The 25,257-nt window shown below is 60.8% G+C and carries 20 protein-coding genes; 7 read left to right on the plus strand and 13 right to left on the minus strand.

Annotated elements, in window-relative coordinates; translation table 11 throughout:
* Window positions 1–79: 79 nt before the first annotated feature.
* Both FHT28_RS12375 and FHT28_RS12380 read right to left on the minus strand, forming a co-directional pair.
* Window positions 80–1,468 (minus strand): MFS transporter, encoded by a 1,389-nt coding sequence (locus tag FHT28_RS12375; RefSeq protein ID WP_168596416.1) that lies wholly within the window; start codon window positions 1,466–1,468, stop codon window positions 80–82.
* 50 nt (window positions 1,469–1,518) lie between these two features.
* The gene (locus FHT28_RS12380) at window positions 1,519–6,309 is read right to left on the minus strand and encodes an NAD-glutamate dehydrogenase (RefSeq protein WP_168596417.1); all 4,791 of its coding nucleotides are present in this window, start codon (window positions 6,307–6,309) and stop codon (window positions 1,519–1,521) included.
* A 292-nt stretch (window positions 6,310–6,601) separates the two neighbouring features.
* Here FHT28_RS12380 and pdxY point away from each other — a divergent pair, with 292 nt between their 5' ends.
* Window positions 6,602–7,477, plus strand: coding sequence for a pyridoxal kinase PdxY (gene pdxY, locus FHT28_RS12385; protein ID WP_037195661.1), 876 nt, complete (start codon window positions 6,602–6,604; stop codon window positions 7,475–7,477).
* A gap of 73 nt (window positions 7,478–7,550) precedes the next feature.
* Complete coding sequence (locus tag FHT28_RS12390) at window positions 7,551–8,192, plus strand: carbonic anhydrase (RefSeq protein WP_047559410.1); 642 nt, start codon at window positions 7,551–7,553, stop codon at window positions 8,190–8,192.
* Between the two features lie 72 nt (window positions 8,193–8,264).
* On the opposite strand, the gene FHT28_RS12395 is transcribed toward FHT28_RS12390, so the two are convergent.
* The 10 genes from FHT28_RS12395 to FHT28_RS12440 form a co-directional block, all read right to left on the minus strand.
* Window positions 8,265–9,086 carry a lytic murein transglycosylase gene (locus tag FHT28_RS12395; RefSeq protein ID WP_037195665.1) on the minus strand — a complete coding sequence of 274 codons (822 nt, stop codon included), beginning with the start codon at window positions 9,084–9,086 and terminating at the stop codon, window positions 8,265–8,267.
* A gap of 288 nt (window positions 9,087–9,374) precedes the next feature.
* Window positions 9,375–10,409 carry an aspartate-semialdehyde dehydrogenase gene (locus FHT28_RS12400; protein ID WP_037195667.1) on the minus strand — a complete coding sequence of 345 codons (1,035 nt, stop codon included), beginning with the start codon at window positions 10,407–10,409 and terminating at the stop codon, window positions 9,375–9,377.
* Window positions 10,410–10,780: 371 nt separating this feature from the next.
* Complete coding sequence (locus tag FHT28_RS12405) at window positions 10,781–11,290, minus strand: DNA starvation/stationary phase protection protein (RefSeq protein WP_092573247.1); 510 nt, start codon at window positions 11,288–11,290, stop codon at window positions 10,781–10,783.
* Window positions 11,291–11,584: 294 nt separating this feature from the next.
* Entirely contained in the window at window positions 11,585–12,334 is a 750-nt protein-coding gene (locus tag FHT28_RS12410) for a glucose 1-dehydrogenase (protein WP_168596418.1), read from the minus strand.
* Between the two features lie 151 nt (window positions 12,335–12,485).
* Complete coding sequence (locus tag FHT28_RS12415; protein WP_051963408.1) at window positions 12,486–12,776, minus strand: helix-turn-helix domain-containing protein; 291 nt, start codon at window positions 12,774–12,776, stop codon at window positions 12,486–12,488.
* A 222-nt stretch (window positions 12,777–12,998) separates the two neighbouring features.
* Window positions 12,999–13,754, minus strand: a complete 756-nt coding sequence (gene lpxE, locus FHT28_RS12420) for a lipid A 1-phosphatase LpxE (RefSeq protein ID WP_168596419.1) — start codon at window positions 13,752–13,754, stop codon at window positions 12,999–13,001.
* 174 nt (window positions 13,755–13,928) lie between these two features.
* Window positions 13,929–15,041 carry a 3-isopropylmalate dehydrogenase gene (gene leuB, locus FHT28_RS12425; RefSeq protein ID WP_047559420.1) on the minus strand — a complete coding sequence of 371 codons (1,113 nt, stop codon included), beginning with the start codon at window positions 15,039–15,041 and terminating at the stop codon, window positions 13,929–13,931.
* Between the two features lie 344 nt (window positions 15,042–15,385).
* Entirely contained in the window at window positions 15,386–16,204 is an 819-nt protein-coding gene (locus FHT28_RS12430) for a sugar phosphate isomerase/epimerase family protein (protein ID WP_168596420.1), read from the minus strand.
* 197 nt (window positions 16,205–16,401) lie between these two features.
* Window positions 16,402–17,010 (minus strand): 3-isopropylmalate dehydratase small subunit, encoded by a 609-nt coding sequence (gene leuD, locus FHT28_RS12435; RefSeq protein ID WP_037195677.1) that lies wholly within the window; start codon window positions 17,008–17,010, stop codon window positions 16,402–16,404.
* 194 nt (window positions 17,011–17,204) lie between these two features.
* A complete protein-coding gene (locus tag FHT28_RS12440; protein WP_037195680.1) occupies window positions 17,205–17,435 on the minus strand; it encodes a hypothetical protein in 231 nt (76 codons plus the stop codon).
* Between the two features lie 111 nt (window positions 17,436–17,546).
* On the opposite strand from FHT28_RS12440, the gene FHT28_RS12445 reads away from it, so the two are divergent.
* Window positions 17,547–18,467 (plus strand): CoA ester lyase, encoded by a 921-nt coding sequence (locus FHT28_RS12445; RefSeq protein WP_168596421.1) that lies wholly within the window; start codon window positions 17,547–17,549, stop codon window positions 18,465–18,467.
* A 28-nt stretch (window positions 18,468–18,495) separates the two neighbouring features.
* Window positions 18,496–18,702, plus strand: a complete 207-nt coding sequence (locus FHT28_RS12450; RefSeq protein ID WP_047559437.1) for a DUF1737 domain-containing protein — start codon at window positions 18,496–18,498, stop codon at window positions 18,700–18,702.
* A 53-nt stretch (window positions 18,703–18,755) separates the two neighbouring features.
* Here FHT28_RS12450 and FHT28_RS12455 read toward each other — a convergent pair whose 3' ends face one another.
* The gene (locus FHT28_RS12455; RefSeq protein WP_034510894.1) at window positions 18,756–19,193 is read right to left on the minus strand and encodes a metallopeptidase family protein; all 438 of its coding nucleotides are present in this window, start codon (window positions 19,191–19,193) and stop codon (window positions 18,756–18,758) included.
* 163 nt (window positions 19,194–19,356) lie between these two features.
* Here FHT28_RS12455 and FHT28_RS36160 point away from each other — a divergent pair, with 163 nt between their 5' ends.
* The 3 genes from FHT28_RS36160 to FHT28_RS12470 are packed head-to-tail and all read left to right on the plus strand — an operon-like array spanning window position 19,357 to window position 25,242.
* A complete protein-coding gene (locus FHT28_RS36160) occupies window positions 19,357–20,307 on the plus strand; it encodes a hypothetical protein (RefSeq protein WP_246704854.1) in 951 nt (316 codons plus the stop codon).
* A 40-nt stretch (window positions 20,308–20,347) separates the two neighbouring features.
* Window positions 20,348–21,775, plus strand: coding sequence for a DNA polymerase Y family protein (locus tag FHT28_RS12465; protein WP_246704858.1), 1,428 nt, complete (start codon window positions 20,348–20,350; stop codon window positions 21,773–21,775).
* Window positions 21,772–25,242, plus strand: a complete 3,471-nt coding sequence (locus tag FHT28_RS12470) for an error-prone DNA polymerase (protein WP_168596423.1) — start codon at window positions 21,772–21,774, stop codon at window positions 25,240–25,242. Before FHT28_RS12465 ends, FHT28_RS12470 begins: the two co-directional genes overlap by 4 nt.
* The last annotated feature ends 15 nt before the right edge of the window (window positions 25,243–25,257 follow it).

Genomic DNA, 25,257 nt, shown 5'->3' on the forward strand with positions numbered 1-25,257 from the left:
CCCTCATCCGCCCTTCGGGCACCTTCTCCCCGCTGGGGAGAAGGGGATGAGCATATCCTTCAGCGAAATAGGAATATCCCTATTTTGCCTTGTCAGCCGGATAGGGCGTCGGCAGCAGAAGCAGCAGGCCGCCGGCGAGGAAGATGACCAGCGTCGCCATGCCGAGTCGCGCCGAGCCGCTCCAATAGGTCACCAGAGAGAAGAACAGCGTCGCCATGAAGCTGGTGGCGCGGCCTGAGAGCGCGTAGATGCCGAAATAGCGGCCGGCCTCGGCAAGGCTGACGCTGCGCGCCAGATAGGAGCGTGACGAGGCCTGCACCGGGCCGAAGGCGATGCCGATGAGCAGGCCATAGCCGATATAGGCCTTTTCCGCCGCCGTGCCGAACAGGCTGCTGGTGCTGACGGTCGAGAGCGGAACGAGACCGAAGAGCGTGAAGCCAGGCCCGGTCGAAATGATGCCGAAGGTCGCGACGAGCAGCAGCGTCAGGCTGATGACGACAGTCGTTTTCGAGCCCAGCCAGCGGTCCACATAGCTGGCCGCAAAGCAGCCGAAAATGGCGATGACGTTGAGGATGATACCGTAGATGCCGATCTCGATCGTCGCCCAGCCGAACATGCCGGCCGCAAAGGTGCCGCCGAGGATCAGCAGGCCGTTGACGCCATCCTGATAGACCATGCGGGCGACGAGGAAGAGGCTGATGCCGCGCCGGCGCTTCAACTCGCCGAGCGTCGTTCTGAGTTCCCGCAGGCCCGAGCGAACTGCGGTTCGAAGCGGCAGGCCGCGTGCGGCATCGGGCGTGAAGAAGAACATCGGCAGGATGAAGAGGAAGTACCACACGGCGGAAATCGGACCGGTGATGCGCGCATCCTCGCCGAGCGTTGCGTCGAGGCCGAAGAGCGGCATCAGGCCTAAGATGGTCTTGCCGGTTTGCGGATTGCCGGCGAGCAGGGCGACGACGGTGATCAGCACGATCATGCCGCCGAGATAGCCGAGACCCCAGGCGGCATTCGACAGCTTGCCGATATCGTCCTTGCCGACCAGCCTCGGCATCATCGAATCGTTGAAGACGATCGAGAATTCGGCCGAGATCGAGGCGAGGATCATGAAGATGACGGGATAGATCACCGGCGAGCCCGGTGCTGCACCCCAGAGACAGAAGAGGCTGGCGATCTTGATGACGGCGAAGAAGGCGATCCAGGGTTTGCGCGCGCCCGATTGATCGGCGATCGAACCGAGGACCGGCGACAGGAGGGCGATGATCACCGAGGAGATCGTCGCCATATTGCTCCATGTCGTCTGCGCCGAGACCGGATCGGCCGTCAGCCGCGCGACGAAATAGGGGCCGAAGATGAAGGTGGTGACGACGGTGAAGAACGGCTGTGCCGCCCAGTCGAAGAACATCCAGCCCCAAATGCCGCGTGCCGGCACTTTTGCCGGCACGTCGTCGCCAATCCCGGTCGTCACCAAATCCAGCCCCTGATTCCTTCACCCGCCTGCCGGGGTCGGGGCGGACTGTGTCACCTTGCCCGGCCGTTCGCAAGATCGCTCAGCAGGCCTGCGGCAACGGTGATTCGCGCGAGGTTGGGATCACCGCTTTCGCTCAGGCTGCCAAGCTCTTCGGCGATGCGGTTGATGCGGATGCGATCTTCCGCATGCCACGCCTGGATCGGCTGTTTGTCCTTCGGATGGTTTGCCAGGGCCGAGATGACGATATCGCGACGGGCGCCGGCGATCTGGTCGAGGCTGCGGGCCAGGGCAAGGCTTTCATAGTGATCGCCCGTGACGATCCGGCTGCCGGCAAGCAGCAGGCGGCCGACGCGGAAGGTCTGCGACACGGTGAAGTAGCTTTCGGCGGCGCGGTTCAGCGTGTCACCGGTGCGCTCGGCGATCTGCATGATCTCCGGAACGAGGACGAGCGCATAAATCGTGGCGATTTCCGAAGCCAGCTTTTCCGGCAGGCCGGCAGCCTGGTATTCCGCCTCGCGGGCGGCAATCTCGGCTGCGAAATCGGCCGGGATATGGCTGAGGAAGACCGGCCGCAGCTTTTTCAGCGTTGCTTGAAGCCGGCTAACCGTCTCCTCGATGTCGCCCTTGGCTGCGCCGGTTTTCAGAAGCAGGCGGGTGAGCACCGTATAGACCTCGGTGATCTCGCCATAGACGCGGTTCTGCATCTGGCCACCAACCTTGCCGTCAAGCGCGTCCGTCTCGTTCCAGAGGCGATCGAGATCGAAGCCGTCGCGGGCGACCACGGCCGCTTTGACGACTTCGGCTGCCGATGCCGCCGTCGCGTCCATCATGCTCACAGCAAAGCCCGGACCGCCGCGATTGATCGCCTCGTTGGCGAGCGCCGTCGCGATGATCTCGCGGCGCAGCCGGTGGCTGTCGATATCGGTGGCGTTCGAACGCTGCATCTTGGCTGGGAAATAGCGGCTGAGGGTCGCGGCGAAATAGGGATCGTCAGGCAGATTGCTGGCAATAAGCGCGTCGAAGAGGACGATCTTGGCATAGGAGAGCAGCACGCCGATTTCAGCGCGCGTCAGCGGACGCCCGTTGGCATAACGCTCGGCGAAGGTCTGATCGTCGGGCAGCGTCTCGACCTTGCGGTTGAGCTGCTTGGCCGTTTCCAGCACGCTCATAAAGCGGCTGAGTTCCAGGCCGTTGCCGGTGCCCTTGCGCTCCGTCAGCGAGATCGCCAGGGATTGCAGATAGTTGTTCCGCAATACCAGAGTCCCGACTTCGTCGGTCATCGATGCCAGCAGGATATCGCGTTTGGCACGCGTCAGGCGGCCGTCATGCATGGCATTGGCGAGCGCGATCTTAATGTTGACCTCGACGTCCGAGGTGTTGACGCCGGCCGAATTGTCGATGGCGTCGGAGTTGCAGCGTCCGCCCTTGAGGCCATAGGCGATGCGACCCTTCTGGGTGACGCCGAGATTGGCGCCCTCGCCGATCACCCTGGCGCGAACCTCTTCGGCGGTGATGCGGATCGGATCGTTGGCACGGTCGCCGACATCCGAATCCGTTTCCGACGGCGCCTTGACATAGGTGCCGATGCCGCCGAACCAAAGCAGGTCGACGGGAGCCCTAAGGATCGCCGTCATGATCTCGAAGGGCGTGGCGACCGATTTGTCGATGCCGATGGCAGCGACTGCTTCCGGCGTCAGCGTCACCGACTTTGCCAAGCGCGAAATGATCATCGCACCCTTCGACAGGACCGACTTGTCGAAATCCTGCCAGCTGGAGCGCGGCAGGTCGAAGAGGCGCTGACGTTCGGCAAGCGTCCTTTCCATGTCCGGATCGGGATCGATGAAGATGTCGCGATGGTCGAAGGCGGCCAGAAGGCGGATCTTCGGCGAGAGCAGCATGCCATTGCCGAAGACGTCGCCGGACATGTCGCCGACGCCGACGACGTTAAAGGGCGTCGTCTGGATATCGATATCCATCTCGCGGAAATGCCGCTTCACGGTTTCCCAGGCGCCGCGGGCGGTGATGCCCATCTTCTTGTGGTCGTAGCCGGCCGAGCCGCCGGAAGCGAAGGCGTCGTCCAGCCAGAAGCCGGCTTCCTGCGCCAGTGCATTGGCAGTGTCGGAGAAAGTGGCCGTGCCCTTGTCGGCGGCAACGACGAAATAAGGATCATCGCCATCGAGCCGCACGGTATCGGCCGGCGGTACGATATCGGCGCCGGAGATATTGTCGGTGATCGACAGCAGCGTGCGGATGTAGGTCTTGTAGGCTTCGCGGCCGGTATTGAAGATCTCGTCGCGGCTGCCGCCGACGGGGAGTTTCTTCGGATAGAAGCCGCCCTTGGCGCCGACGGGCACGATGACGGCGTTCTTGACCTGCTGCGCCTTCACCAGGCCGAGCACTTCGGTGCGATAGTCCTCGGCGCGATCGGACCAGCGCAGGCCGCCACGCGCCACTTTGCCGAAGCGCAGATGCACACCTTCCACCTCGACGCCGTAGACGAAGATTTCGCGGAAGGGACGCGGCTCGGGCAGGCCGTCGAGAAGCTTCGGATCGAGCTTGAAGGCGAGCATCGCCTTCGGCGTACCGTCGGCACTCCTCTGGAAATAGTTGGTGCGCAGCGTCGCATCGATGGCGTTGACGTAGCGGCGGAGAATCCGGTCGTCATCGAGGCTTGGAACGTCGGCGAGCTCGGTTTCGATGGCGGCGTGCAGCTCGACAAGCTTCTTCGTACGGCTCTTATCGTTGAGCTTCGGATCGAGCGTGTCGTGGAACAGGCGGAAGAGCGATCCTGCAATGCGCGGATACTTGTCCAGCGTCGCGGCGATATAGTCCTGCGAATAGGCGATGCCGGCCTGGCGAAGGTAGCGCGAGTAAGCCCGCAGCACATTGGTTTCGCGAGCGGAGAGATCGGCCGAAACGATCAGCCGGTTGAAGGCGTCATTGTCGATCGTGCCGCTGAAGGCGGCGAGGAAGGCTTCCTCCAGCGCGGCACCATGGCGGGCGAGATCGATCGTCAGGCCACCACGAGCCTCGAGTTCCATGTCATGAAGCACGACATGACCCGCCCCGCCATCCTTGGCCGTGACATAGATATCGAAGGTCCGCTCGCTGATGACGTTGAAACCGAGATTTTCCAACAGCGGCACGCGGCGCGACAGCGCCAGATTGCCTCGCCCGTGGAAGATCTTCAGCGAAAGGATGTCGCCTGCCTCGTCCTTGCGGACATAGAAGCCGATGCGGATCGGCTCGGCGCCGGCCGTTGCCGTAATATTGGGCAGATCAGCAAAGGCGTCTTCCGGCGAGAAGGCTTCCTGGAAAGCCTGGCTGACGGATATGCGCGGCGCTTTCGGGCCGGCGAGCATGACGAAACGCTCGTCCCAGCGGGCGGTTATGGCGCGGATCGCTTCTTCCAGCTTGGCTTGCGGAATATGCGGCGTCTTGCCGGCGCTGCGGCCGATGATGAAATGCACGCGCGCCACGCCGCCTTCCGGGAAGGCCGGGTAATAGGCAGAGACGCGGCCGTCATAGACGGTTTTCAGATAATTGCCGATCTTTTCACGGACGACGGAATCATATTCTTCGCGCGGCACATAGACGATGACGGAGACGAACCGATCGAAATGGTCGATGCGTGGCAGCGCCCGCACGCGCGGCCGGTCGGCCAGATCGTTGATCTGTTCGGCGAAGCTTGCGAGCAGCGTCGTATCGATCTGGAAGAGGTCGTCGCGAGGATAGGATTCCAGCGTATTTTCCAGCATGCGGCCGGAATGGCTTGTGGGGTCGAAGCCGAAATGATCCTTGACCTTCTGCACCTTCGAGCGCAGCAGCGGCACTTCGGTGGCAGCGCTGGTGTAGGCCGTCGAGGTGTAAAGGCCGACGATACGCAGCTCGCCGGTGACATTGCCGTCGCTGTCGAAGCGCTTGACGCCGACATAGTCCATATAGGCGCGGCGATGGACGACCGACTTGACGTTGGCCTTGGTGACGATCAGGAAATCCGGCCCGTCGAGGAAGGCGAGGATTTCCGGCGTCGTGGTGACGGCGTCCTTACCCTGGCGCAGCACGCGGACATCCGGATTGGAAAGAATGCCGAGGCCGGCGCCGCGATCGCGCTCGACCTTGGCGTCGGCGCCCTTGCCGGAATAGACATATTCGCGCATGCCGAGGAAGGTGAAATTGCCGTCGCGCAACCAGGCAAGGAAGGCAAGAGCCTCGTCGCGATCGCCCTTGCGGCGTCCCGCGGCCTCATATGTGGAGAGTTCCGAAATGACGATATCGAGGCGCGCCAGCATCGGCTTCCAGTCGGAAACGGTGAGATGCGTCTGATCGAGCACGGCCTGCAGCCGCTTGATGAGATCCGTTGCCTGCGCTGCCGTCAATGGCGACAGATGAAGCTGGATATGGCTGACGCGATGGGCGGGATTGCTTAACTGATCGGCGGAATAGAGACTGGGCTGCTTGCCCTCCTCGATGACCAGGATCGGGTGCACGGCCATGTAGAGATCGCGGTAGGTGCTGCTCACCTCGCCCATGATCGATTCGTAGAGGAAGGGCATGTTGTGGTCGGTGATCGAGAGGATCGACACCGCGACGCCATCAGGCTCGATATTGGCGACCTGTTCGATGTTGACGCGCGGAGACGTGCCGTTCCAAGCTGCCAACTCTCGCGCGGCGTGCACCGCAGCATGGGCCAGCATTTCCGGACTGTAATGCTCCATGTCGTCATTGCTTGCCCGGCCGAACAGGATTTCGGGATCGAGATGCGCCTTGCCCGTCGTGGCCGCGATCTTGCGTACCGCTTCGAGCTGCTTTTCCCGTTTCGGATTGGTCCTGGACGCCATGAAATTCCTCCCGATTTTCGAAATTTGACCACAGTAGCAGAAGGTTTAGCGAAAAAACTGGCAAAATGAATGCAAATTAGATTGCTTTTCGACCGATTTGGCCGCGAATTTTTAGAAATCTTGCCGAAAGGTGGATCTCGCTCCAAAGCAGATGGCGTTGACGTGAAATTGCCGAACCCGGCTATTCAACAGAGGTTTTCATGAGTTTGTGAAGCGCGGTTGACAGAGTGGCGCGAAAGGGATCATCAACGGCGCCATTGCAGTTTGAAGCCCTGAACTGGAAGTTATTATCATGTCGCAAATATCGGCCGGCGCCGTTATCGTCATCTCCAGCCATGTCGTCAGAGGTTCCGTCGGCAATCGTGCCGCGGTCTTTGCGCTGGAAACGCTCGGCCATCCGGTCTGGGCGCTGCCGACCATCGTCCTGCCATGGCATCCGGGCCACGGTCGTTCGACGCGATTGACCTTCAACGAGGCGGATTTCGACCGTGCGATCGACGATCTGATCGCCGCGCCGTGGCTGCCTGAGGTGAAGGCTGTCCTGTCGGGATATTTCGGCAATGCAGCGCAGGTGCATTCCGTTGCCCGGCTGGTGGCGGCCTTGCGGGAGAAGAACCCCGATCTCCTCTATGCCTGCGATCCGGTCATCGGCGATGCCGGCGGGCTCTATGTGCCCGAAGCGACGGCGGAGGCGATCCGCGATCATCTGATCCCGCTGGCGTCGCTGGCAACGCCAAACCGCTACGAGCTTGCCTGGCTCGCCGGCGCGCCGCTCGAAGACAACAATGCCATCATGGAGGCCGCACTCGCCCTCGGGCCGTCGCGCATGCTGGTGACGTCGGCGGTGCCGATGATGGCTGGCGGTATCGGAAATCTCTATCTTAGCGGCCGCAGCGCCTTGCTTGCAGAGCATCGCAGCATCGAGAATGCTCCGAACGGGCTCGGCGACCTGCTGTCCGCCTTGTTCTTGTCCCGCCTTGTGTCCGGGATGGACGAGGAACGGGCGCTGCAGCTTGCCACGGCCAGCGTTTATGAAGTGCTGGCGCGCGCCGTCAAGCGCGGCAGCGACGAGTTGACGCTCGCCGCGGATGCGGCCAGCCTATCGACGCCGATGGCGATGGTACAGCTGCGGCACCTCATGCATCCGGCGCAGCGGCGGAAAAAATAGCAGCCGGGAATGCCGGGCGCTTTTTGCAGCGCAATAGTTGCCATCGGCCGATGTGCGCTGTAATTCAATATCCATGCAAAGCTTTCCCGACACCCTTTTGAACGGCTATCGCAATTTCATGAGTGGGCGTTACGTCGATGAGCGCGAGCGCTATCGCACGCTCGCCGATCTCGGCCAGAACCCGTCGACGCTTGTGATTGCCTGTTGCGACTCCCGCTCGGCACCGGAGATCATCTTCGATGCCGGCCCGGGAGAACTCTTCGTCATCCGCAACGTCGCCAACATGGTGCCGCCCTATGAGCCTGATGGTAATTTCCATTCGACCTCGTCGGCGCTCGAATTCGCGGTTCTGTCGCTCAAAGTCTCCGATATCGTCGTGATGGGTCACGGCCGTTGCGGCGGTATTCGCGCGGCACTGGATCCGAACGCCGAGCCGCTTTCGCCCGGTGATTTCATCGGTAGGTGGATGGGGCTGCTGAAGCCGGCCGCCGAACAGATCCAGAGCAACGACATCATGACGCCGGCGGAGCGTCAGACGGCGCTGGAGCGCATCTCGATCCGCAATTCGCTCGACAATCTGCGCAGCTTTCCGGAGATCAAGGCGCGGGAAGAAGAAGGCAAGCTGCGCCTGCATGGCGCATGGTTCGATATTTCCACAGGGGAATTGTGGGTCATGGACCCTGAAACCCGGGATTTCATCCGGCCTGATGTCTAGGAGCTGAAATTAGCTCAAATAAAAAGCGCTGTGAACCATCCGGTCGCAGCGCTTTTTTCGTTTTGATCCAGCTTATCTGCCGTCGATCTGCTGACCAATATAGGCGATTGCCTGCTGATAGACCTTTGCGTCGTTCCAGCCGGCAATGGCTGAGAAGTTCGGTTCGCCAGGCTGGTAGCCGGCGCCGGGTTGCCAGCCATGACCGCGCAGGAAGTTCGCCGTCGAAGCAAGCGCGTCTGCGCGCGATCCCACAAGGTCGACCCTGCCATCGCCATCTTCATCGACGCCGAAGGCAACGACGTTTTTCGGCATGAACTGCGTCTGACCGATTTCGCCGTGGGCAGCGCCACGGGCCGACGGGCTGAGGTAGCCCTCGCCGACAAGCTTGAGGGCAGAGTAGAGCTGCTCGGTGAAGAATGCGGAACGGCGGCAATCATAGGCAAGGGTCGAGACGGCCGAGAGCGTATGCTGATCGCCCATGAAGCCGCCGAAGCCGGTTTCCATACCCCAGATGGCGATAATCGGGCCTGGGGGCACGCCGAAGCGCTTCTCGATCTTGGAGAAGAGCGCGGCATTGGCCTGCTTCATGCTCTTGCCGCGATTGATGATCGACTGGCCGCCGCGCTTCTTCATGAATTCCTCGAAGGAAAGCTTGAAGCTCTTCTGGCCGCGATCGGCCCGGATGGTGGGCTGATTGTAATGGACGTTGGCGAAGGCCCGATCGAGGACCGACGGGCTGACGCCCTGTCCTTGCGCTTCCCGCTTGAATTCCTGCACCCAGTTCTCGAAGCCGGCGGAAGTGTTGCCACAGGATGCCGCATTCGCGGCAATCGGCGTCGCCAGCAACAACCCGCCCGCCACGAGAGTTGCCATTCCAGACTTTGTGATGCGCATTCAGTTTCCCCGAATTCTTACCGCGCCGCAAACGCGGTAACCGTTTTTGAATGGCGCATAAGCCCTCCAATCCGGGCTCGTGCGCGGTCTAGTCTTCACTGGACCATGCCAGCATCCGACCGTCCTGTCATTATCACATTTTAGCGACCGATGTTTTCGCTTCACGGGAAGCATCGCCGCCAAAGGCATTTGCAAAAGCCCCGCCTTTCGGTCCGAAATGGCGAGGCTTCCATTTTAATCCTGCTTAGCTGGCGAAGATTTATAAACCGTAAATTGGTTTAGGAATGCTTATGCAGCCTGCTTACGTGGCTTGATCAGGCCGCGGTTGATGAGCAGTTCGGCAATCTGAATGGCGTTCAGTGCCGCACCCTTGCGCAGGTTGTCGGAAACGACCCAGATGTTGAGGCCGTTTTCGACGGTGGCATCCTCGCGGATGCGCGAAATATAGGTCGCGTCTTCGCCGGCGCACTCGTAAGGCGTGATATAGCCACCGTTTTCGTGCTTGTCGATGACGAGGCAACCTGGCGCCTCGCGCAGGATATCGCGAGCCTGATCGGCTGATATCTCGTTTTCGAACTCGATATTGACCGATTCAGAATGACCGATGAAAACCGGCACCCGGACAGCTGTGCAGGTGACCTTGATCTTCGGATCGAGCATCTTCTTGGTTTCGGCCAGCACCTTCCATTCTTCCTTGGTGTAGCCGTCTTCCATGAAGACGTCGATGTGCGGAATGACGTTGAAGGCGATGCGCTTGGTGAACTTCTTGTTCTCGATCGGGTCGGCGACGAAGACGGCGCGGGTCTGGTTGAACAGCTCGTCCATGCCGTCCTTGCCGGCGCCGGAAACGGACTGGTAGGTCGAGACCACGACGCGCTTGATCTTGGCGAAATCATGCAGCGGCTTCAGCGCAACGACGAGCTGCGCGGTCGAGCAGTTCGGATTAGCGATGATGTTGCGCTTGGTGAACTGCGTGATGGCATCCGGGTTCACTTCCGGCACGATCAGCGGCACGTCGGCGTCGTAGCGCCATGCGGACGAGTTGTCGATGACGACGCAGCCCTGGGCGCCGATCTTCGGCGAGTACTTCTTCGAGACATCGCCTCCGGCCGACATAAGGCAAATGTCGGTGTTGGAGAAATCGTAGTTCTCCAGGTTGGAAACCTTCAGCGTCCGGTCGCCGAAGGAAACTTCGGTTCCCTGCGAGCGGGCCGACGCGAGCGCCACGACCTCATCGGCCGGAAAACCGCGTTCGGACAGGATATTGAGCATTTCGCGGCCGACATTCCCGGTCGCGCCCGCTACTGCAACTTTGAAACCCATTTCTCAAGCTCTCTTTCTCTTCTCTCCTCTTTGGCGAGGGGGGAACTGCGGCCATGACGACCGGTTCCTGTCCCCGACCGAGCCGGGGAGAGAGCGGCAGGCCAGAGACGTCAGACGGTTTTCGTCGTCGTTTTGGCCTTGGTTTTGGAAGAAACCGGAAAATAGACATCCAGCCCGGCATATTCCGCCAGGTGACTGAAGCCGTCGATCTGCTCGAAGCGAACCATGGAAGTCTTCCTTTTCCGTCGCCGGTTCTAAGAGGTTTTCCACAGGAGTCAAGGATTTCCTCGTTTCCGCAGAAGCGGGAGCGAGGAAATCGAGATTATGGCATCCATCGCGGTCGTTATGTCCGAAGGCGGGCAGTGCCGCGGTTAGCGGTTGGTGTTGCGCGTGGATTCGAACAGGAACCAGGTGCGGCGTTCCGTCTCGTCCAGCCAGTTCTCAAGAAGGCTGGCGGTGGCGATATCGCCATATTCGTCGCAGACGTCATGGGCCGCGCGGATTTCGGCAGCAAGCTTGAGGTTGTTATCCGCCAATTCGGCGAGCATGTCCTGGGGATCGACATATTCGGCGTCGTTGTCGGGGATGCGCTGCAGCCTGGCAATATTGCCGATCGACCGCAACGTCGTTCCGCCGATCTTCCTGGCTCGCTCTGCCATCGGGTCGGTCATGGCGAAGATCTGATCGCCCTGTTCGTCCAGAAGCAAGTGATAGTCGCGAAAATGCGGGCCGCTCATATGCCAATGGAAATTCTTGGTTTTCAAATAGAGGGCAAAGACATCCGCCAGCAGCGCGTTCAGCGCTGCGGAAATATCGCGTGTCGCTTCTTCACTGAGATTGGTGCGGGTACCCAGTTTCGATTTGGTGTTAGCGGTATTCATAAAGTCGTCCTCCGTTTTGATGTTCGCGACAGTGATCGCCGGCGGATCTTGAAGGAATTCGATGACATTCGCTGTTGCGTGGGATCGCATTGCAGACAGGATCTATTTTGAGGTTTCGCGGACGAGATGTCGCTTCGCGGCACGGTCGACTGCGATGCTGTGCGGAAAACCCGAACATTTGCAGTAAATAGGAAAACGGGGTCGTTTTGCAATCGTTCGCTAACATATTGGCTCGGCGCCACAGCCGGCCGTATAAAGCCGCCCTCCTCCTGGAGAGCGGCTTCGCCGTGAAGCCTATTTCAGGCCGCCGCCGGCATAGAGGGTTTCCCCCGTCAACCAGTTCGAATCCTTCGAGGCAAGGAAGACCGCGATCGGGGCGATGTCGGTCGGCTGGCCAAGGCGGCCGAGCGGCGTCTGCGAAACCATCTGCTTTTCGAAGTCGCTGCCGATGACGCCGGCCGCGATGACGCCCTCGGTCTCGACGCCGCCGGGCGAGATGGTGTTGACGCGGATGTTGCGAGGGCCGAGTTCCTTGGCAAGGATCTGAGTGATCGAGGTCACGGCCGCCTTGGTCGCCGTATAGACCGCGGTGGTCGGCAGGTTCATGGTGACGGCGGTCGAGGCGATGTTGATGACATTGCCGCCTTCCGGGCCGAAATACTTCACCGCTTCCTGCGTCGTCAGCAGCGTGCCGAGGACGTTGATGTTGAATTCACGATGGAATTCCTCCTCGGTGATCTCTTCCAGAGACGCGAATTTGTAGACGCCGGCATTGTTGACGAGAATGTCGACGCCGCCAAAGGCCTGCTTAGTCTCTGCAAAGAGCCGCTTTACGTCTTCGGATTTTGATACGTCGCCGTGGACGGCGAGCGCCTTGCCGCCCTTGGCGGTGATTTCTGCCACCACCTTGTCAGCGCCTTCGCGGCTCGAGGCATAATTGACCACGACGGCCGCGCCTTCCTCGCCCATCGCCTTTGCGATGCCTGCGCCGATGCCCTTGGATGCTCCGGTCACGATCGCGACCTTGCCTGTCAGCTTGCTCATATTAGCTCCTGTAGAGAATTGTTAGACGATTTTACAATTGTCGAACTATTGGGCGTATGCGACCCGAAAACCGATCGGCATCGTCCGTTTGATATTTAGATAATCATCTAACTGATACAAGGGCAGGTGCCGACGACCGCAGACGAAATTGTCAGATTCTGGAAAGCTCCGCCATGTAGGCGGCCAGGATGTCGCGTCGCAACACAAGGTTTGCAAACTTGCCTTCACGCCGGATCTCGATGAGACCGGCGTTTTCAAGTTCCTTGAGATGGTGCGAAATCGTCGCGGCGCTGACGGTGTGGCACTGGTTGAGGACGCTGCAGGCCATGGGCTCGGTTCGCTTGCCGATTTCCTTCAGGATCTGCACGCGGCGCGGCTCGGCCAGCGCCCGGGAAATCAATCCCAGCTGCCTTTCGCTCAAACGTATCGGACCGGCATCCATGGTTTTCATCACAGTGGAAACGAAATCGGGTTGACCGCTTTGCGCGGCGGCTGTCCTCCCAGATATATGAATGCCTGATGACCTTGGCAACCTTTGGGATGCGGCCAGGCATGAAGGCGCGCTCAGGCGAAAGGGAGTGCCCTGTTCCGCCTGTTCTGTGCGGAGACCGATCCGGTGTTTCGACGGAGATGCCGCAGGCGGCGCAATAGCCGCAGATCGATTTCAGATCAAAGGCTTGCTGGTCTTCAGCAGTGGCCATCTCGGTGTCGGCCAACCGGCATTGTTGATGCGGAAGAGCAGGCCGTAGCGGGAATAGACGATCGCTGTCATGAAGGAGAACCATCCACCGAGCGCCAGGCCGGCCATGACGTCGCTTGGATAATGCGCGCCGATCATGACGCGTGTGATCGCCAGCCAGAGGGCACATGCGGCGAAGATATAGCGATAGCGTGGGAAGAGGAAGGCAAATGCCACGAACAGCGCGCCGATGGTGGTCGCATGGCCCGACGGGAAGCTCTCGAAGCTGGCACGGCCGTTGAACGGCGAGAAGCCGAACGGCCCCCAATCCGCGAAATGCATCGGGCGGGCGCGGCCGAGGGCGCGCTTCAGCAGATTGGCGAGGAGACCTGAAAGCACGATGGTGGTCAGCAGATAGCCGCCGATCTGGCAGATACGCAGCGCCTGGCAGCGACAGCGTTGCGAGTGAAGCAACCTGCTGCCGGCCCAGCCTTCGAAGAACAGGAAGGCGCTGATGAGGATGATCCAGCCGGAATCGCCGAAATCGGTCAGCATTCCACCGAAGAAGCGAATGGATGGCGACAGGTTCTTGAGGGTTGCGCCGACGGGCCAGTCGAACAGCAGTGCGGAGAGAAGGACGATATTGGCCGTCAGGAAAAGACAGATCTTCCAATGGGATGGCGCAAGCCGCGCATCGCTTCGCCGCCAACGTCTGTCGAGAGACGTCAAGATCGCCTGCATGTCCACCGTCCGTCGTCGAACTTCCACCAAGTCAACGATCAAGCCTAGCAGGCTCTTGTAACAGTATTTTTAAGGTGGCCGGCCATAGCTGCGCTGCCCGGAGGCTCGACGAAAAACCCCGCACTGCATAAGCAGAGCGGGGTTTCGTGTTTCACGTGAAATATATCAGGCGATTTATGCGGACAGGGCCTTGAATTCGGCGAGGATGGCGTCGCCCATCTCGGCGGTGCCGACCTGGCGGCTGCCTGCCGACATGATGTCGCCGGTGCGGATGCCGCTGTCAAGCACGTTGGCGATCGCCTTTTCCAGCGCATCGGCATCAGCCACGAGGCCGAAGGAGTAGCGCAGGCACATGGCGAAGGAGGCGATCATGGCGATCGGGTTGGCGATGCCTTTGCCGGCGATATCGGGCGCCGAACCATGTACCGGCTCGTAAAGCGCTTTGCGCTTGCCGGTCTTGGCGTCGGGAGCGCCGAGCGAGGCTGAAGGCAGCATGCCGAGCGAGCCGGTCAGCATGGCGGCGACGTCGGACAGCATGTCACCGAATAGGTTGTCGGTGACGATGACGTCGAACTGCTTCGGCTGGCGAACGAGTTGCATGCCGCCGGCATCGGCGAGCATGTGCTCGAGCTGGACGTCGGCATATTTTTCCTTGTGCGTGGCGGTAACGACCTGGTTCCAGAGCACGCCTGATTTCATGACGTTGCGCTTTTCCATCGAGCAGACGCGATTGTTGCGGGTGCGTGCCAGTTCGAAGGCGACGCCGGCGATGCGCTCGATTTCATAGGTGTCGTAGACCTGGGTGTCGATGCCGCGCTTCTGGCCGTTGCCGAGATCGATGATCTCCTTCGGTTCGCCGAAATAGACGCCGCCGGTGAGTTCGCGCACGATCAGGATGTCGAGACCCTCGACCAGCTCCGGCTTCAGCGACGAGGCCGATGCCAGCGCCGGATAGCAGATGGCCGGGCGCAGGTTGGCGAAAAGCTGGAGATCCTTGCGCAGGCGCAGCAGGCCGGCTTCCGGGCGCACTTCGTAAGGCACCGCATCCCACTTCGGACCACCGACGGCGCCGAAGAGAACGGCATCGGCGGCCATTGCCTTTGCCATATCGGCATCGGAGATCGCCGCACCGTGCGCATCATAGGCGCTGCCGCCGACAAGGCCTTCGTCGGTGACGAAACCGGCATCCTTCGCCTCGTTCATATAGGCGATGATCTTGCGGACTTCGCCCATGGCTTCGGGGCCGATGCCGTCACCCGGCAGGAGGAAGAGATTGCGCACTGTCATGGGAAAGCCTCCGCGAAAGAAATAGGTTGCGGGTTCTTAGACCTGCAAATGCGGCTTTTCAAGCGAGGAAGGGCGCGAAACGGTACGGTTTTCGGGAGTTTGGGGCCGGCTAGATAGATTATCGTCGCCACACTTATCCGTATGGTGGCCGGGAACAAGACCGCTGACGGATCGAAAATCTACCCTCGCCCCAGCGGGGAGAGGGTCGCGCGGAACGCGCGGCGTGAGGGGGCGTTATCGAGAATTTCCCTTTTAGATAAACTTAATAGCGGCACCTTCGTGCCGCCCCCTCATCCGCCCTTCGTGCCCCCTTCTCCCCGAGGGGAGAAGGGGGTGTTCGAAGCTCACTCAGCCAGGCCGAGCGAGGCCAGATAGGCAGCTGATGCCGGGATCTTCGACTTGTCCTTGATCTCGATGATCAGGCGTGGGTTGCTGTCTAGCTTGGCAAGGGCGGCAAAGACGGCACGCCAGTGAATATTGCCTTCGCCGAGGCTCCAGTGGCGATCGGCATAGCCATCGGCATCCTGCAGGTGGACGTGCTGCAGGCGGTTGCCGGCGGCGTGGACATAGTAGTCGACCGGCGGCGCGCCGGTGTAGCCATGGGCATAATGGGCATGGCCGGTATCGATCGAAACGGCGACGGCGGGCGAATTGAAGCTGTCGGCGAGGCCGACGCGGATATGGGGATCCTTGTCCTCGATGTTTTCGATGACCATGGTCAGTCCGATGTCTTCGGCGCGCTTCACCGCATCCTTGAGCGTCAGATGCGTATATTCGATGATTTTCTCGCGCTCGCCCTTGTTGTTGTCGAGGTTGTTGTAGGACCAGGACGTATAGGGGCTATGGATGACCATCTGCGTGGCGCCGATATTGGCGCAGACGTCGAGTGCCTGCAGCAGCCGCTTGGAAACGACGGCGCGGATCTCCGGATCCTGCGAGGCGATGACGAAACCCCAGAACGGGCCGTGGATGCCGAGGCGGCCTTCATGGCCGTCAAGCAGCTTGCGGGCGCGCTCGGCCAGCGGCTGCCAATCGCCGTTCAGGACTTCGGCTTCGACGAAGCTCTGCAGTTCCAGATCGCGCGGCTTTTCGAGCAGCCAGTTGCGATGAGTTTCGACGTCGGAGAGCGTCATGGCGGCGCCGACAATGGGAAGGGAGGTCATGGGGAATGCTCCAGTGGGGAGGAGGAAAATAGGGGGGCGGAGGGAGCCCGAAGGGGTTCCGCAGAGGCTGTATGATCCCCGTTTTTGTCGGGCATATTACAGCCGGCCGGATCCCATGACCTTTATGCGCCACGGCATAAGAAAAAAGCCGGGCTTTTCAGCCCGGCTTCGACACGTAAATGTGATGATGAAATCGATCAGGCGGCCCAGGGATGAGCGGCGGCGTTCGACTTTTCGAACTTGTCGATCGCAGATGCCTTTTCCAGCGTCAGGCCGATATCGTCGAGGCCGTTCAGCAGGCAGTGGCGCTTGAATTCATCGAGTTCGAACTTCAGCGAGCCGCCGTCCGGGCCGGTGATTTCGAGGTTTTCCAGATCGACCGTCAGAATGGCGTTGGAGCCGCGCGAAGCGTCGTCCATCAGCTTGTCGAGATCTTCCTGGCTGACCTTGATCGGCAGGATGCCGTTCTTGAAGCAGTTGTTGTAGAAGATGTCGGCGAAGCTGGTCGAGATGACGCAGCGGATACCGAAATCGAGCAGCGCCCAAGGAGCGTGCTCGCGCGAGGAGCCGCAGCCGAAATTGTCGCCGGCGATGAGGATCTTCGCATTCTGATAGGCCGGCTTGTTCAGCACGAAATCCGGATTCGGTGAACCATCTTCGTTGTAGCGGGCTTCAGCGAACAACCCCGTACCGAGACCGGTGCGCTTGATGGTCTTCAAATAATCCTTCGGGATGATCATGTCGGTGTCGACATTGACGACCGGGAGCGGTGCTGCGACACCGGTCAACTTCACGAACTTGTCCATGGGGTCCTGCCTTCATTTTCGTCTAAGCACGAATTATCCTGCCAATAGAGCAAATCCGGCCCGAAATGAAGGAGAATCTTGGAGATGCTCTAAAACCGGCGCTTTGGTCGCAATCCGCCTTCAGGAACATGCCTGGGATTGGTGCGAGCGCATTCGACAGTGGGCAATAGGCTGCCCCTGCCCTGTGTCCGACCTCAGAGATCGATAATCGTGCCGCGACCGTCGTTCCAGATGCGCATTTCGCGCTGGCTGTTCGTCTTGGCGCGCACCGGCGCAGGCTTCATGCGGAGCGAAATCGCACGGGCTGCCATGAGCACGGTCAGGATACCGCCGACGGCAAGCGTGAGCGAAACGGTAAACAGCGCCATGGCTGCAAACACGGTGATACCGGCAAGAGCAATGAACAGGGAACGGATATTCTGCATGGTCGAGACCTCTCTACTTACGGCAATGTGGTCCTCTTCCTTTCCATCTGCAAGAGGAGCATGGCTTTTTGTTGGCTTGCCTGCCGATTAAAAGCGCGGCAAAACGACACTATGAGCCAATCATCCTTCTCTCGTCCCGCCCGCCTGCGCCGCTCGGTGTTGAGCGTTCCCGCCATCAACCGGCGCGCCCTGGAAAAGCTTGATAGCCTCGATTGCGATGCCGTCATCTTCGATCTCGAAGATTCCGTCTCGCCGGAGAAGAAGGCCGAGGCGCGGGATAATTTACGGAGATTCTTCGCCGCCACGCCGCTATCAGGCAAGGAGCGGATCATTCGCATCAATGCGCTTTCCTCCAATTTCGGTGCCGACGATCTGGACCTGGTTCAGGCGCTCGAGCCGGATGCGGTGCTGTTGCCCAAGGTGGACGAGCCGCAGGACGTGATTGATGTCAGCGACAGGCTGGCCGAGGCGGATGCGTCGGAGAGCCTGCGCATCTGGGCGATGATCGAGACGCCACGCGGCATCCTGAATGCGGCTTCGATCGCCGAGGCCGGGCGCACGTCGGGCAGCAGGCTCGATTGCTTCGTCGTCGGTCTCAACGACCTCAGGAAGGAAACCGGCGTGTTGCCGCAGCCGGGCCGCGCCTATCTCGTTCCCTGGCTGATGCAGGTGGTGCTGGCCGTGAGCGCCTACGGGCTTGAGGCCCTCGACAGCGTTTTCAACGATTTCAAGGATATGGAGGCGTTCGACGCCGAATGCGGCCAGGGCGCCGCCATGGGCTTTTTCGGCAAGATGCTGATCCATCCGAGCCAGATCGAAGCCGCCAACCGGCATTTCGGTCCGGATGCAACAGCCATTGCCGAGGCTGAGGCCATCATCGGCGCCTTTGCCGCGCCGAACGCTGCTGATCTCAATGTCGTGGACCTCGGCGGGCGGATGGTGGAGCGGCTGCATCTTGTCCAGGCAGAGAGACTGGTTCATAAAGCTCGCCTGATCGCAGCACGCCATCACCCTTCGACACGCTCAGGGTGAGGGCTGATATCCTACGAAAGACGCTTTGATGAAACTCTACCGCTTCCTCACCGGGCCTGACGACGCTTCCTTCTGCCACAAGGTATCAGCGGCGCTGAACAAAGGCTGGGAACTGTCGGGCTCGCCGACCTACGCCTTCAATGCGGCCACCGGCCAGATGCAGTGCGGCCAGGGTGTCGTCAAGGAAGTCGCGGGAAAGGATTACGATCCTGAGATGAAGCTTTCCGAGCAGTAAGTACCGGGTACCTCGTGCCCTTCCCCTGACCGTCCTGCGGTCGGGGTCTGAGGTCATCGATCCGTCGCTTCTTCCGCGCTTTCCTCAATGCGCTCCATGTCCTCGTCGCTCAGGCCGAAATGATGGCCGATCTCGTGGATCAGGACATGGGTGATGATGTCGCCGAGGGTTTCCTCGTTTTCCGCCCAGTAATCGATGATCGGCCGACGATAGAGGCGGATCTTGTTGGGCATCTCGCCGGTCTGGGCGGTGAAGCGCTCGGATATGCCGCGACCCTCGAAAAGGCCGAGCAGGTCGAAGGGCGTTTCCAGCGCCATGTCCTCGAACACATCGTCATCGGGAAAATCCTCGATGAGGATGATGAGGTTGCCGGTGAGCGAGCGAAATTCGTCCGGCAAGTGGCTGTAAGCCTCCATGGCCAGAGATTCGAATGTGCTGATTGAGGGCGCGTGGCGGTCCCGCCAATCCTCGCTCTGGTCAATGCGAGCCATGAATGCTTCCTTCCTTCGCTGGTCATATAGAGCCTTTGCGCCGCTTTTACGAGTGCGGATTAAGGCAAAGGAATATTTTCTTATAAATTGGTGTTGACTCTTTTTCCGACCTCTGGAATCCATAAGAACATAACAGGAACATAAATGATCTGGAGATAACGTCATGGCCGAAGCCGCCGTGGCGCGGGAAACGTTTTTTGCCCTGCGTGAAACTATTGCCCGACTTGAAGGCAGGCCTATACCGGCGCTGGCCGCGGCGGCGCGCGAAACGCTGGCGGAGAAGGCGAGACCCGGTTCTGCAGGTGTTGCCCAGCCATTGCTTGCGACCGGCGTCGACGACCTCGATGCGGCGATGCAGGGCGGTGTTCCCCTTGATGGTCTGACCGAGGTCCGCTCGCTGGGCCTGCGCGATGCGGGGGCGGCCAGCGGCTTTACCCTTGCTCTTGCCGCGCGGCTTCATGCGCAAGCTGCCGGCACAGGCGCTGCCATATCCCCGGTTCTATGGATCGGCGATACGGTCGCCACGATGGAGGCGGGCCTGCCCTATGCCATCGGTATCGGGGATTTCGGACTGGAGCCGGCGGCATTCCTGCAGGCTTCGCCACGCAAGCTGGAAGATGCGCTCTGGCTGGCGGAGGCAGCACTTGCCAGCGCCGCCTTTGCGGTCGTCATCCTGGAGGTGCGCGGCAATCCCGCCCGCTTCGGGCTGACCGAAAGCCGGCGGTTGGCGCTGAGGGCCAAGGCGGCGGAGCGGCCCTTGTTTCTGTTGCGGCAAGGAGGCGAGGAGGAGGCAAGCAGCGCCCTCTTCCGCTTCTCTGTCGAACCCGCGCCGGCGCAGGCGCGGCCCCTGCCGGACGGATCGGTGCTTGGCGGCAGCATCGGTCATCCGGCCTTTCGTCTGACCTTGGAAAAGAGCCGTAACCCGGCGCCTCTTTCCATAACCCTGGAGTGGAATGCCCATGACCGCCGCTTTGCCCTTGTCCCCGATGCTCAGCACCCTGCCCTTCCCGGCGAACACGCAGCGCATTCTGGCGCTGACCTTTCCGCATCTGCCCACCGACCGGATCGCCCGCAAGCGCTGGGGCCTGTCCTGGCGTTCGACAGGCCGGCTTGAAACACCGCCGCTGGTCTGCGCCGGCAAGCTGAACAATGCCATGCGGCTGACCGCGCTCAACGAGCGGGCGGAGATGATCGGGCTGAAGCCGGGCCAGGGCGTGGCCGAGGCGAGGGCGATCTGCCCGACCCTCGATGTCGTCGAGGAGGAACCCTCGGCGGATCGCAAGCTGCTGGAAGCGATCGCCGATTGGTGCGATCGCTATACGCCGCTGGTGGCGATCGACGGCAAGGATGGGCTGTTTCTCGATATTACAGGCTGCGCTCATCTCTTCGGCGGCGAGGAGGCGCTGCTCGAGGATATATTGATCCGGATTTCCCGGCTGGGGCTCGACGTGCGCGGCGCCATTTCCTCGGCGCCGGGCCTGTCCTGGGCGGTCGCCCGTTTCGAGGAAAGCCGCATCGTTCCCCCAGAAGCCATGGAGGAGGCGTTGGCGCCGTTGCCGGTGGCTTCGCTGCGGCTTGGCGAGGAGACGATCGCCGCGCTGCAGAAGCTGGGGTTGAAGCAGGTGGGCGATCTTCTGGCCGCACCGCGCGCACCGCTTGCCCGCCGGTTCGGCGCATCGCTGCTGTTGCGGCTCGATCAGGCCGTTGGGCTGGTCGAAGAGCCGATTTCGCCGCGCCGGCCGGTCGCGCAATTGTCTGTCGAGCGCCGGCTTGCCGAACCGGTACAGGCGGAAGCCGATATTCTGCAGCTCGCCCGCCAGCTTGCCGAAACGCTGAAACCGGGGTTGGAAGCGCGTGGTGTCGGAGGCCGCTCCTTCGAGCTTTTGCTGTTCAGGGTGGATGGGGCGGTATTCCGCATTGCCGCCGGGGCATCGCAGCCGCTGCGGGAGCCGAGCCGGATCGCCAGCCTGTTCACCGAGCGTTTTACCGCCATTCATGACGATCTCGATGTGGGATACGGCTTCGAGATCGTCCGCCTGAATGTTCTGCAGCATGCACCCTTCGATGCGATGCAGGGTGATTTCGTTGGAGAAGGCCGGCAGGGCACGTCGCTTGCTGCCTTCGCCGACCGGGTCGCGGCGCGGCTGGGACCGGATTGCCTGCAGGGTTTCGAGCTCAGGGAAAGTCATATTCCCGAACGGGCCGCCCGACCGGTGCCCGCCATGGAAATCCTCGCCGCCCATAGGCGGACAGGCAGCGACTATGCCGGCCACGGCTTTTTCCGGGGTGAACGGCCGCTACGGTTGTTTCGCATGCCGGAACTGATCGAAACCGTTGCCGCCGAAGTACCTGACGGGCCGCCCCGGCAATTCCGCTGGCGGCGCGTCATGCATCGGGTAAGCCGAGCCGAAGGGCCGGAGCGGCTTTCGGCGGAATGGTGGATCGAGGAGGAAGAAACGCCGGCCCGCGATTATTTCCAGGTCGAGGACGAGGAGGGCCATCGTTTCTGGCTGTTCCGCAAGGGTCTCTATGGCCGAGGCGAGACGGCGCCGGACTGGTACATGCACGGAGTTTTCGCATGAACGCGCGTCCGAGCTTTCACGAGCCTGTGCCCTTCTTCGAGATCGGAGTGAGAACGAACTTCTCCTTTCTCGAAGGAGCCTCGCATCCGGAGGAGATGGTGGTACAGGCCGCCCGCCTGAAGCTTTCCGGATTTGGGATTGCCGACCGCAATTCGGTCGCCGGCGTGGTCAAGGCACATGCGCATACCAAGCTTCTCCAGACGAAATATAAGGAAACTCTCAAGGAGAATCTGGAGCTTCGAGCCAAAGGGAAGCCGGAAAAGCCGCTCCTGAAGCCGGTCGCTTTCCAGCCCGGCGCTCGCCTGGTCTTTTCGGACGATACGCCCGACATTCTTGCTTATCCGCAGAATCGCAAGGGTTGGGCGCACCTTTGCCGGCTGTTGAGCGCCGGCAATCTCAAGGCTGAGAAAGGCTCCTGCACGCTTGAAGAAGCCGACCTGATGGTATGGGGTGACGAGATGATGTTGGCGCTCGTTCCCGACGCTGAGAGCGTGGAGACGCCGGAAGGGCAGGAGAAGCTGGAGCAATGCCTGGCGCGGCTATGGATGCGCTTCGGCAGGAAGCTCCATATGGTGCTGTCGCCTGCCTATGACGGGCGGGATCGGCTGGTCTTTGCCACGCTCTCCATCATTGCATTGCGCAACGGGGTGCGGCTGATCGCCAGCAACCAGCCGCTCTATCACGCAACAGAACGCAAGCCGCTTGCCGATATCGTCGTTTCGATCCGCGAGCATGTGACGATCGCGGAAGCGGGCTTCAGGCTCGCGGCCAATGCCGAACGCTATCTGAAGGGTGCTGCCGAGATGGCGCGCCTTTTCAGGGATTATCCGAAGGCCGTGGCCAATACGCAGAAATTCTTTAGTCGGCTGTCTTTTTCGCTCGATGAGCTGAAGCATAATTATCCCGACGAAAGTGTTCCGGGCGAGGCGGTTTCTGAAACGCTGGAGCGGTTGACGCGGGAGGGTGCGAAATGGCGCTATCCCAATGGGATCTCTGAAAAGGTCGCCAAACAGATCGATCATGAGCTCAAGCTCATCCGCGAACGGCAATATGAGCCTTATTTCCTGACGGTGCATCGCATCATGGAATATGCCCGCAGTCAGAATATCTTGTGCCAGGGGCGCGGTTCTGCCGCCAATTCCACAGTCTGCTACTGTCTTCGAATTACCGAGGTCAATCCGGAGATCACGACACTTTTGTTCGAGCGTTTCATCTCGACGGAGCGCGAGGAGCCGCCGGATATCGATGTCGATTTCGAGCATGAGAAGCGCGAAGAGGTTATTCAGTTCATCTACCGGCATTATCATAAGGAGCATGCCGGGCTGACGGCGGCGGTGACCAGCTATCGGGCACGCTCGGCCGGTCGCGAAGTGGCCAAGGCCTTCGGCTTGTCGGAGGATGTGCAGTCAGCTCTTGCTAGCGGTGTCTGGGGCTGGTCGACGGAGGAACTGTCCGAACGCGAGGCCAAGCTTGCCGGTCTCAATCTCACCGACAAGACGACACGGAACGTCCTTTCCTATGCCGCGACGCTGATGGGGTTTCCGCGTCACCTGACTCAGCATGTCGGCGGCTTCGTCATCACCAGGGATCGGCTGGACGAGGTCGTGCCGATCATGCACACGGCGATGGACGATCGCTACATGATCGAGTGGAACAAGGACGATCTCGACAATCTCAACATATTGAAGATCGACGTCCTGGCCCTCGGCATGCTGACCTGCCTTGCCAAGGCTTTCGACCTGCTGCTGCTGCATTACGACGTTAAGAAGGAACTCGCCGATCTCGGGAGTGGCGAGTATCCCGACCGCGTACCTGTCTATGACATGATCTGCCGTGCCGACACGATCGGCGTCTTCCAGATCGAAAGCCGGGCGCAGATGAGCATGTTGCCGCGTCTCAAACCCCGCAGATTCTATGATCTGGTTATCGAGGTGGCGATTGTCCGGCCCGGTCCTATCCAGGGCAATATGGTGCATCCTTATCTCAAACGACGGGATGACGTTCTTCAGAATCGGCCGATCGATTACCATCGGCCTGAATTGAAGGCGGTTTTGGAAAGAACGTTAGGTGTTCCCCTATTTCAGGAACAGGCGATGCAGATTGCCATTACAGCAGCCGGATTTTCGGCGGCAAAAGCTGATCGTTTGCGCCGGTCCATGGCAACGTTCAAGCGGACAGGAAAGGTTGACGAATTCAAGCAGGACCTGGTTTCGGGCATGGTCGCGAACGGTTACCCTCAAGACTTTGCCGAACGCTGTTTTAGCCAGATTGAAGGTTTCGGCGAATATGGTTTCCCCGAAAGCCATGCGGCTTCGTTTGCCTTGCTCGTCTACGCCTCTTCCTGGCTGAAGACCTATTATCCCGATGTCTTCTGCGCGGCGATCCTCAATGCCCAGCCTATGGGCTTTTATGCACCGGCGCAGCTGGTGCGCGATGCGCGCGAACATGGCGTCGAGGTGCGGCCGGTGGATGTCAATCATTCCCGTTGGGATTGCCTGTTGGAGGAGGCGCGCTTCGATCAAGACGCGGTCGAGCCCCGCCATGCGTCGATGCGCGGCCACATCAAGACGAAATGTGCCGTCCGTCTCGGCTTCCGGCAGGTCAAGGGCCTGTCGGATGAGGAGATGGAACAGCTCGTCGAGCGTCGCGGCGATGGCTATCGGTCCGTGCGCGATCTCTGGCTGCGCTCCGGGCTTGCCAAGTCGCAGATCGAGCGCCTGGCGGATGCCGATGCTTTCGGTTCCATCGGCTTGAGCCGGCGTGAGGCGCTATGGGCGGTTCGGGCGCTCGATGCCGGCAGCGCTGCGGAAACACTTCCCCTCTTCGATCTCGGCGACCATACGGACCTGCAGCTCGAGCCGGCGGTCGCACTGCCCGAGATGCTGCCCGGCGAGCAGGTCATCGAGGACTATCGCTACCTGTCGCTGTCCCTGAAGGCGCACCCGGTTTCGTTCCTGCGTGCCGACTTCGCCAACATGGGCATCGTGCAGAACCGGGATCTGCCCAATGTGGCGAATGGGCGGATGGTGACGATCGCGGGTCTGGTGCTGGTACGCCAGCGGCCGGGCTCGGCGAATGGGGTGATCTTCATGACGCTGGAGGACGAGACGGGTGTCGGCAATGCGATCGTCTGGCCGAAAATGTTCGAAAAATACCGCGCCATCGTCATGGGTGCGCGGCTGGTGAAGATTCGCGGCCGCCTGCAGAGCGAGAGCGGTGTCATCCATGTGGTGGTCGACTATATCGAGGATATGACCGCGGCGCTCGGTATTCTGCAGCGCGAGGCACGGCGCTTCGGCGTCAGCGACCGGGCGGATGAGGCGCTGCGGCCAACCATGGACCACCGACAAAAGAAGAGGCGTGTATCGCCCGACCCGCTGGAGCGCGAGGCCGGGGCAGCGACGGAAGGCCGCACCGATATTGTCGAAACGGCGAAGGTGATGCCGCGAGGCCGTAACTTTCATTGAAATGCAGGGGTTTGC

The sequence above is a fragment of the Rhizobium sp. SG570 genome (genome assembly GCF_012275345.1).
GTDB classification, from domain to species: domain Bacteria; phylum Pseudomonadota; class Alphaproteobacteria; order Rhizobiales; family Rhizobiaceae; genus Rhizobium; species Rhizobium lusitanum.

What these genes read in the sequence shown, in the direction of transcription:
- FHT28_RS12380 (WP_168596417.1), bottom strand. Translation starts at nt 6,309, where the DNA reads ATGGCGTCCAGGACCAATCCGAAACGGGAAAAGCAGCTCGAAGCGGTA.
- pdxY (WP_037195661.1), top strand. Translation starts at nt 6,602, where the DNA reads ATGTCGCAAATATCGGCCGGCGCCGTTATCGTCATCTCCAGCCATGTC.
- FHT28_RS12390 (WP_047559410.1), top strand. Translation starts at nt 7,551, where the DNA reads ATGCAAAGCTTTCCCGACACCCTTTTGAACGGCTATCGCAATTTCATG.
- FHT28_RS12395 (WP_037195665.1), bottom strand. Translation starts at nt 9,086, where the DNA reads ATGCGCATCACAAAGTCTGGAATGGCAACTCTCGTGGCGGGCGGGTTG.
- FHT28_RS12400 (WP_037195667.1), bottom strand. Translation starts at nt 10,409, where the DNA reads ATGGGTTTCAAAGTTGCAGTAGCGGGCGCGACCGGGAATGTCGGCCGC.
- FHT28_RS12405 (WP_092573247.1), bottom strand. Translation starts at nt 11,290, where the DNA reads ATGAATACCGCTAACACCAAATCGAAACTGGGTACCCGCACCAATCTC.
- FHT28_RS12410 (WP_168596418.1), bottom strand. Translation starts at nt 12,334, where the DNA reads ATGAGCAAGCTGACAGGCAAGGTCGCGATCGTGACCGGAGCATCCAAG.
- FHT28_RS12415 (WP_051963408.1), bottom strand. Translation starts at nt 12,776, where the DNA reads ATGGATGCCGGTCCGATACGTTTGAGCGAAAGGCAGCTGGGATTGATT.
- lpxE (WP_168596419.1), bottom strand. Translation starts at nt 13,754, where the DNA reads ATGCAGGCGATCTTGACGTCTCTCGACAGACGTTGGCGGCGAAGCGAT.
- leuB (WP_047559420.1), bottom strand. Translation starts at nt 15,041, where the DNA reads ATGACAGTGCGCAATCTCTTCCTCCTGCCGGGTGACGGCATCGGCCCC.
- FHT28_RS12430 (WP_168596420.1), bottom strand. Translation starts at nt 16,204, where the DNA reads ATGACCTCCCTTCCCATTGTCGGCGCCGCCATGACGCTCTCCGACGTC.
- leuD (WP_037195677.1), bottom strand. Translation starts at nt 17,010, where the DNA reads ATGGACAAGTTCGTGAAGTTGACCGGTGTCGCAGCACCGCTCCCGGTC.
- FHT28_RS12440 (WP_037195680.1), bottom strand. Translation starts at nt 17,435, where the DNA reads ATGCAGAATATCCGTTCCCTGTTCATTGCTCTTGCCGGTATCACCGTG.
- FHT28_RS12445 (WP_168596421.1), top strand. Translation starts at nt 17,547, where the DNA reads ATGAGCCAATCATCCTTCTCTCGTCCCGCCCGCCTGCGCCGCTCGGTG.
- FHT28_RS12450 (WP_047559437.1), top strand. Translation starts at nt 18,496, where the DNA reads ATGAAACTCTACCGCTTCCTCACCGGGCCTGACGACGCTTCCTTCTGC.
- FHT28_RS12455 (WP_034510894.1), bottom strand. Translation starts at nt 19,193, where the DNA reads ATGGCTCGCATTGACCAGAGCGAGGATTGGCGGGACCGCCACGCGCCC.
- FHT28_RS36160 (WP_246704854.1), top strand. Translation starts at nt 19,357, where the DNA reads ATGGCCGAAGCCGCCGTGGCGCGGGAAACGTTTTTTGCCCTGCGTGAA.
- FHT28_RS12465 (WP_246704858.1), top strand. Translation starts at nt 20,348, where the DNA reads ATGCGGCTGACCGCGCTCAACGAGCGGGCGGAGATGATCGGGCTGAAG.
- FHT28_RS12470 (WP_168596423.1), top strand. Translation starts at nt 21,772, where the DNA reads ATGAACGCGCGTCCGAGCTTTCACGAGCCTGTGCCCTTCTTCGAGATC.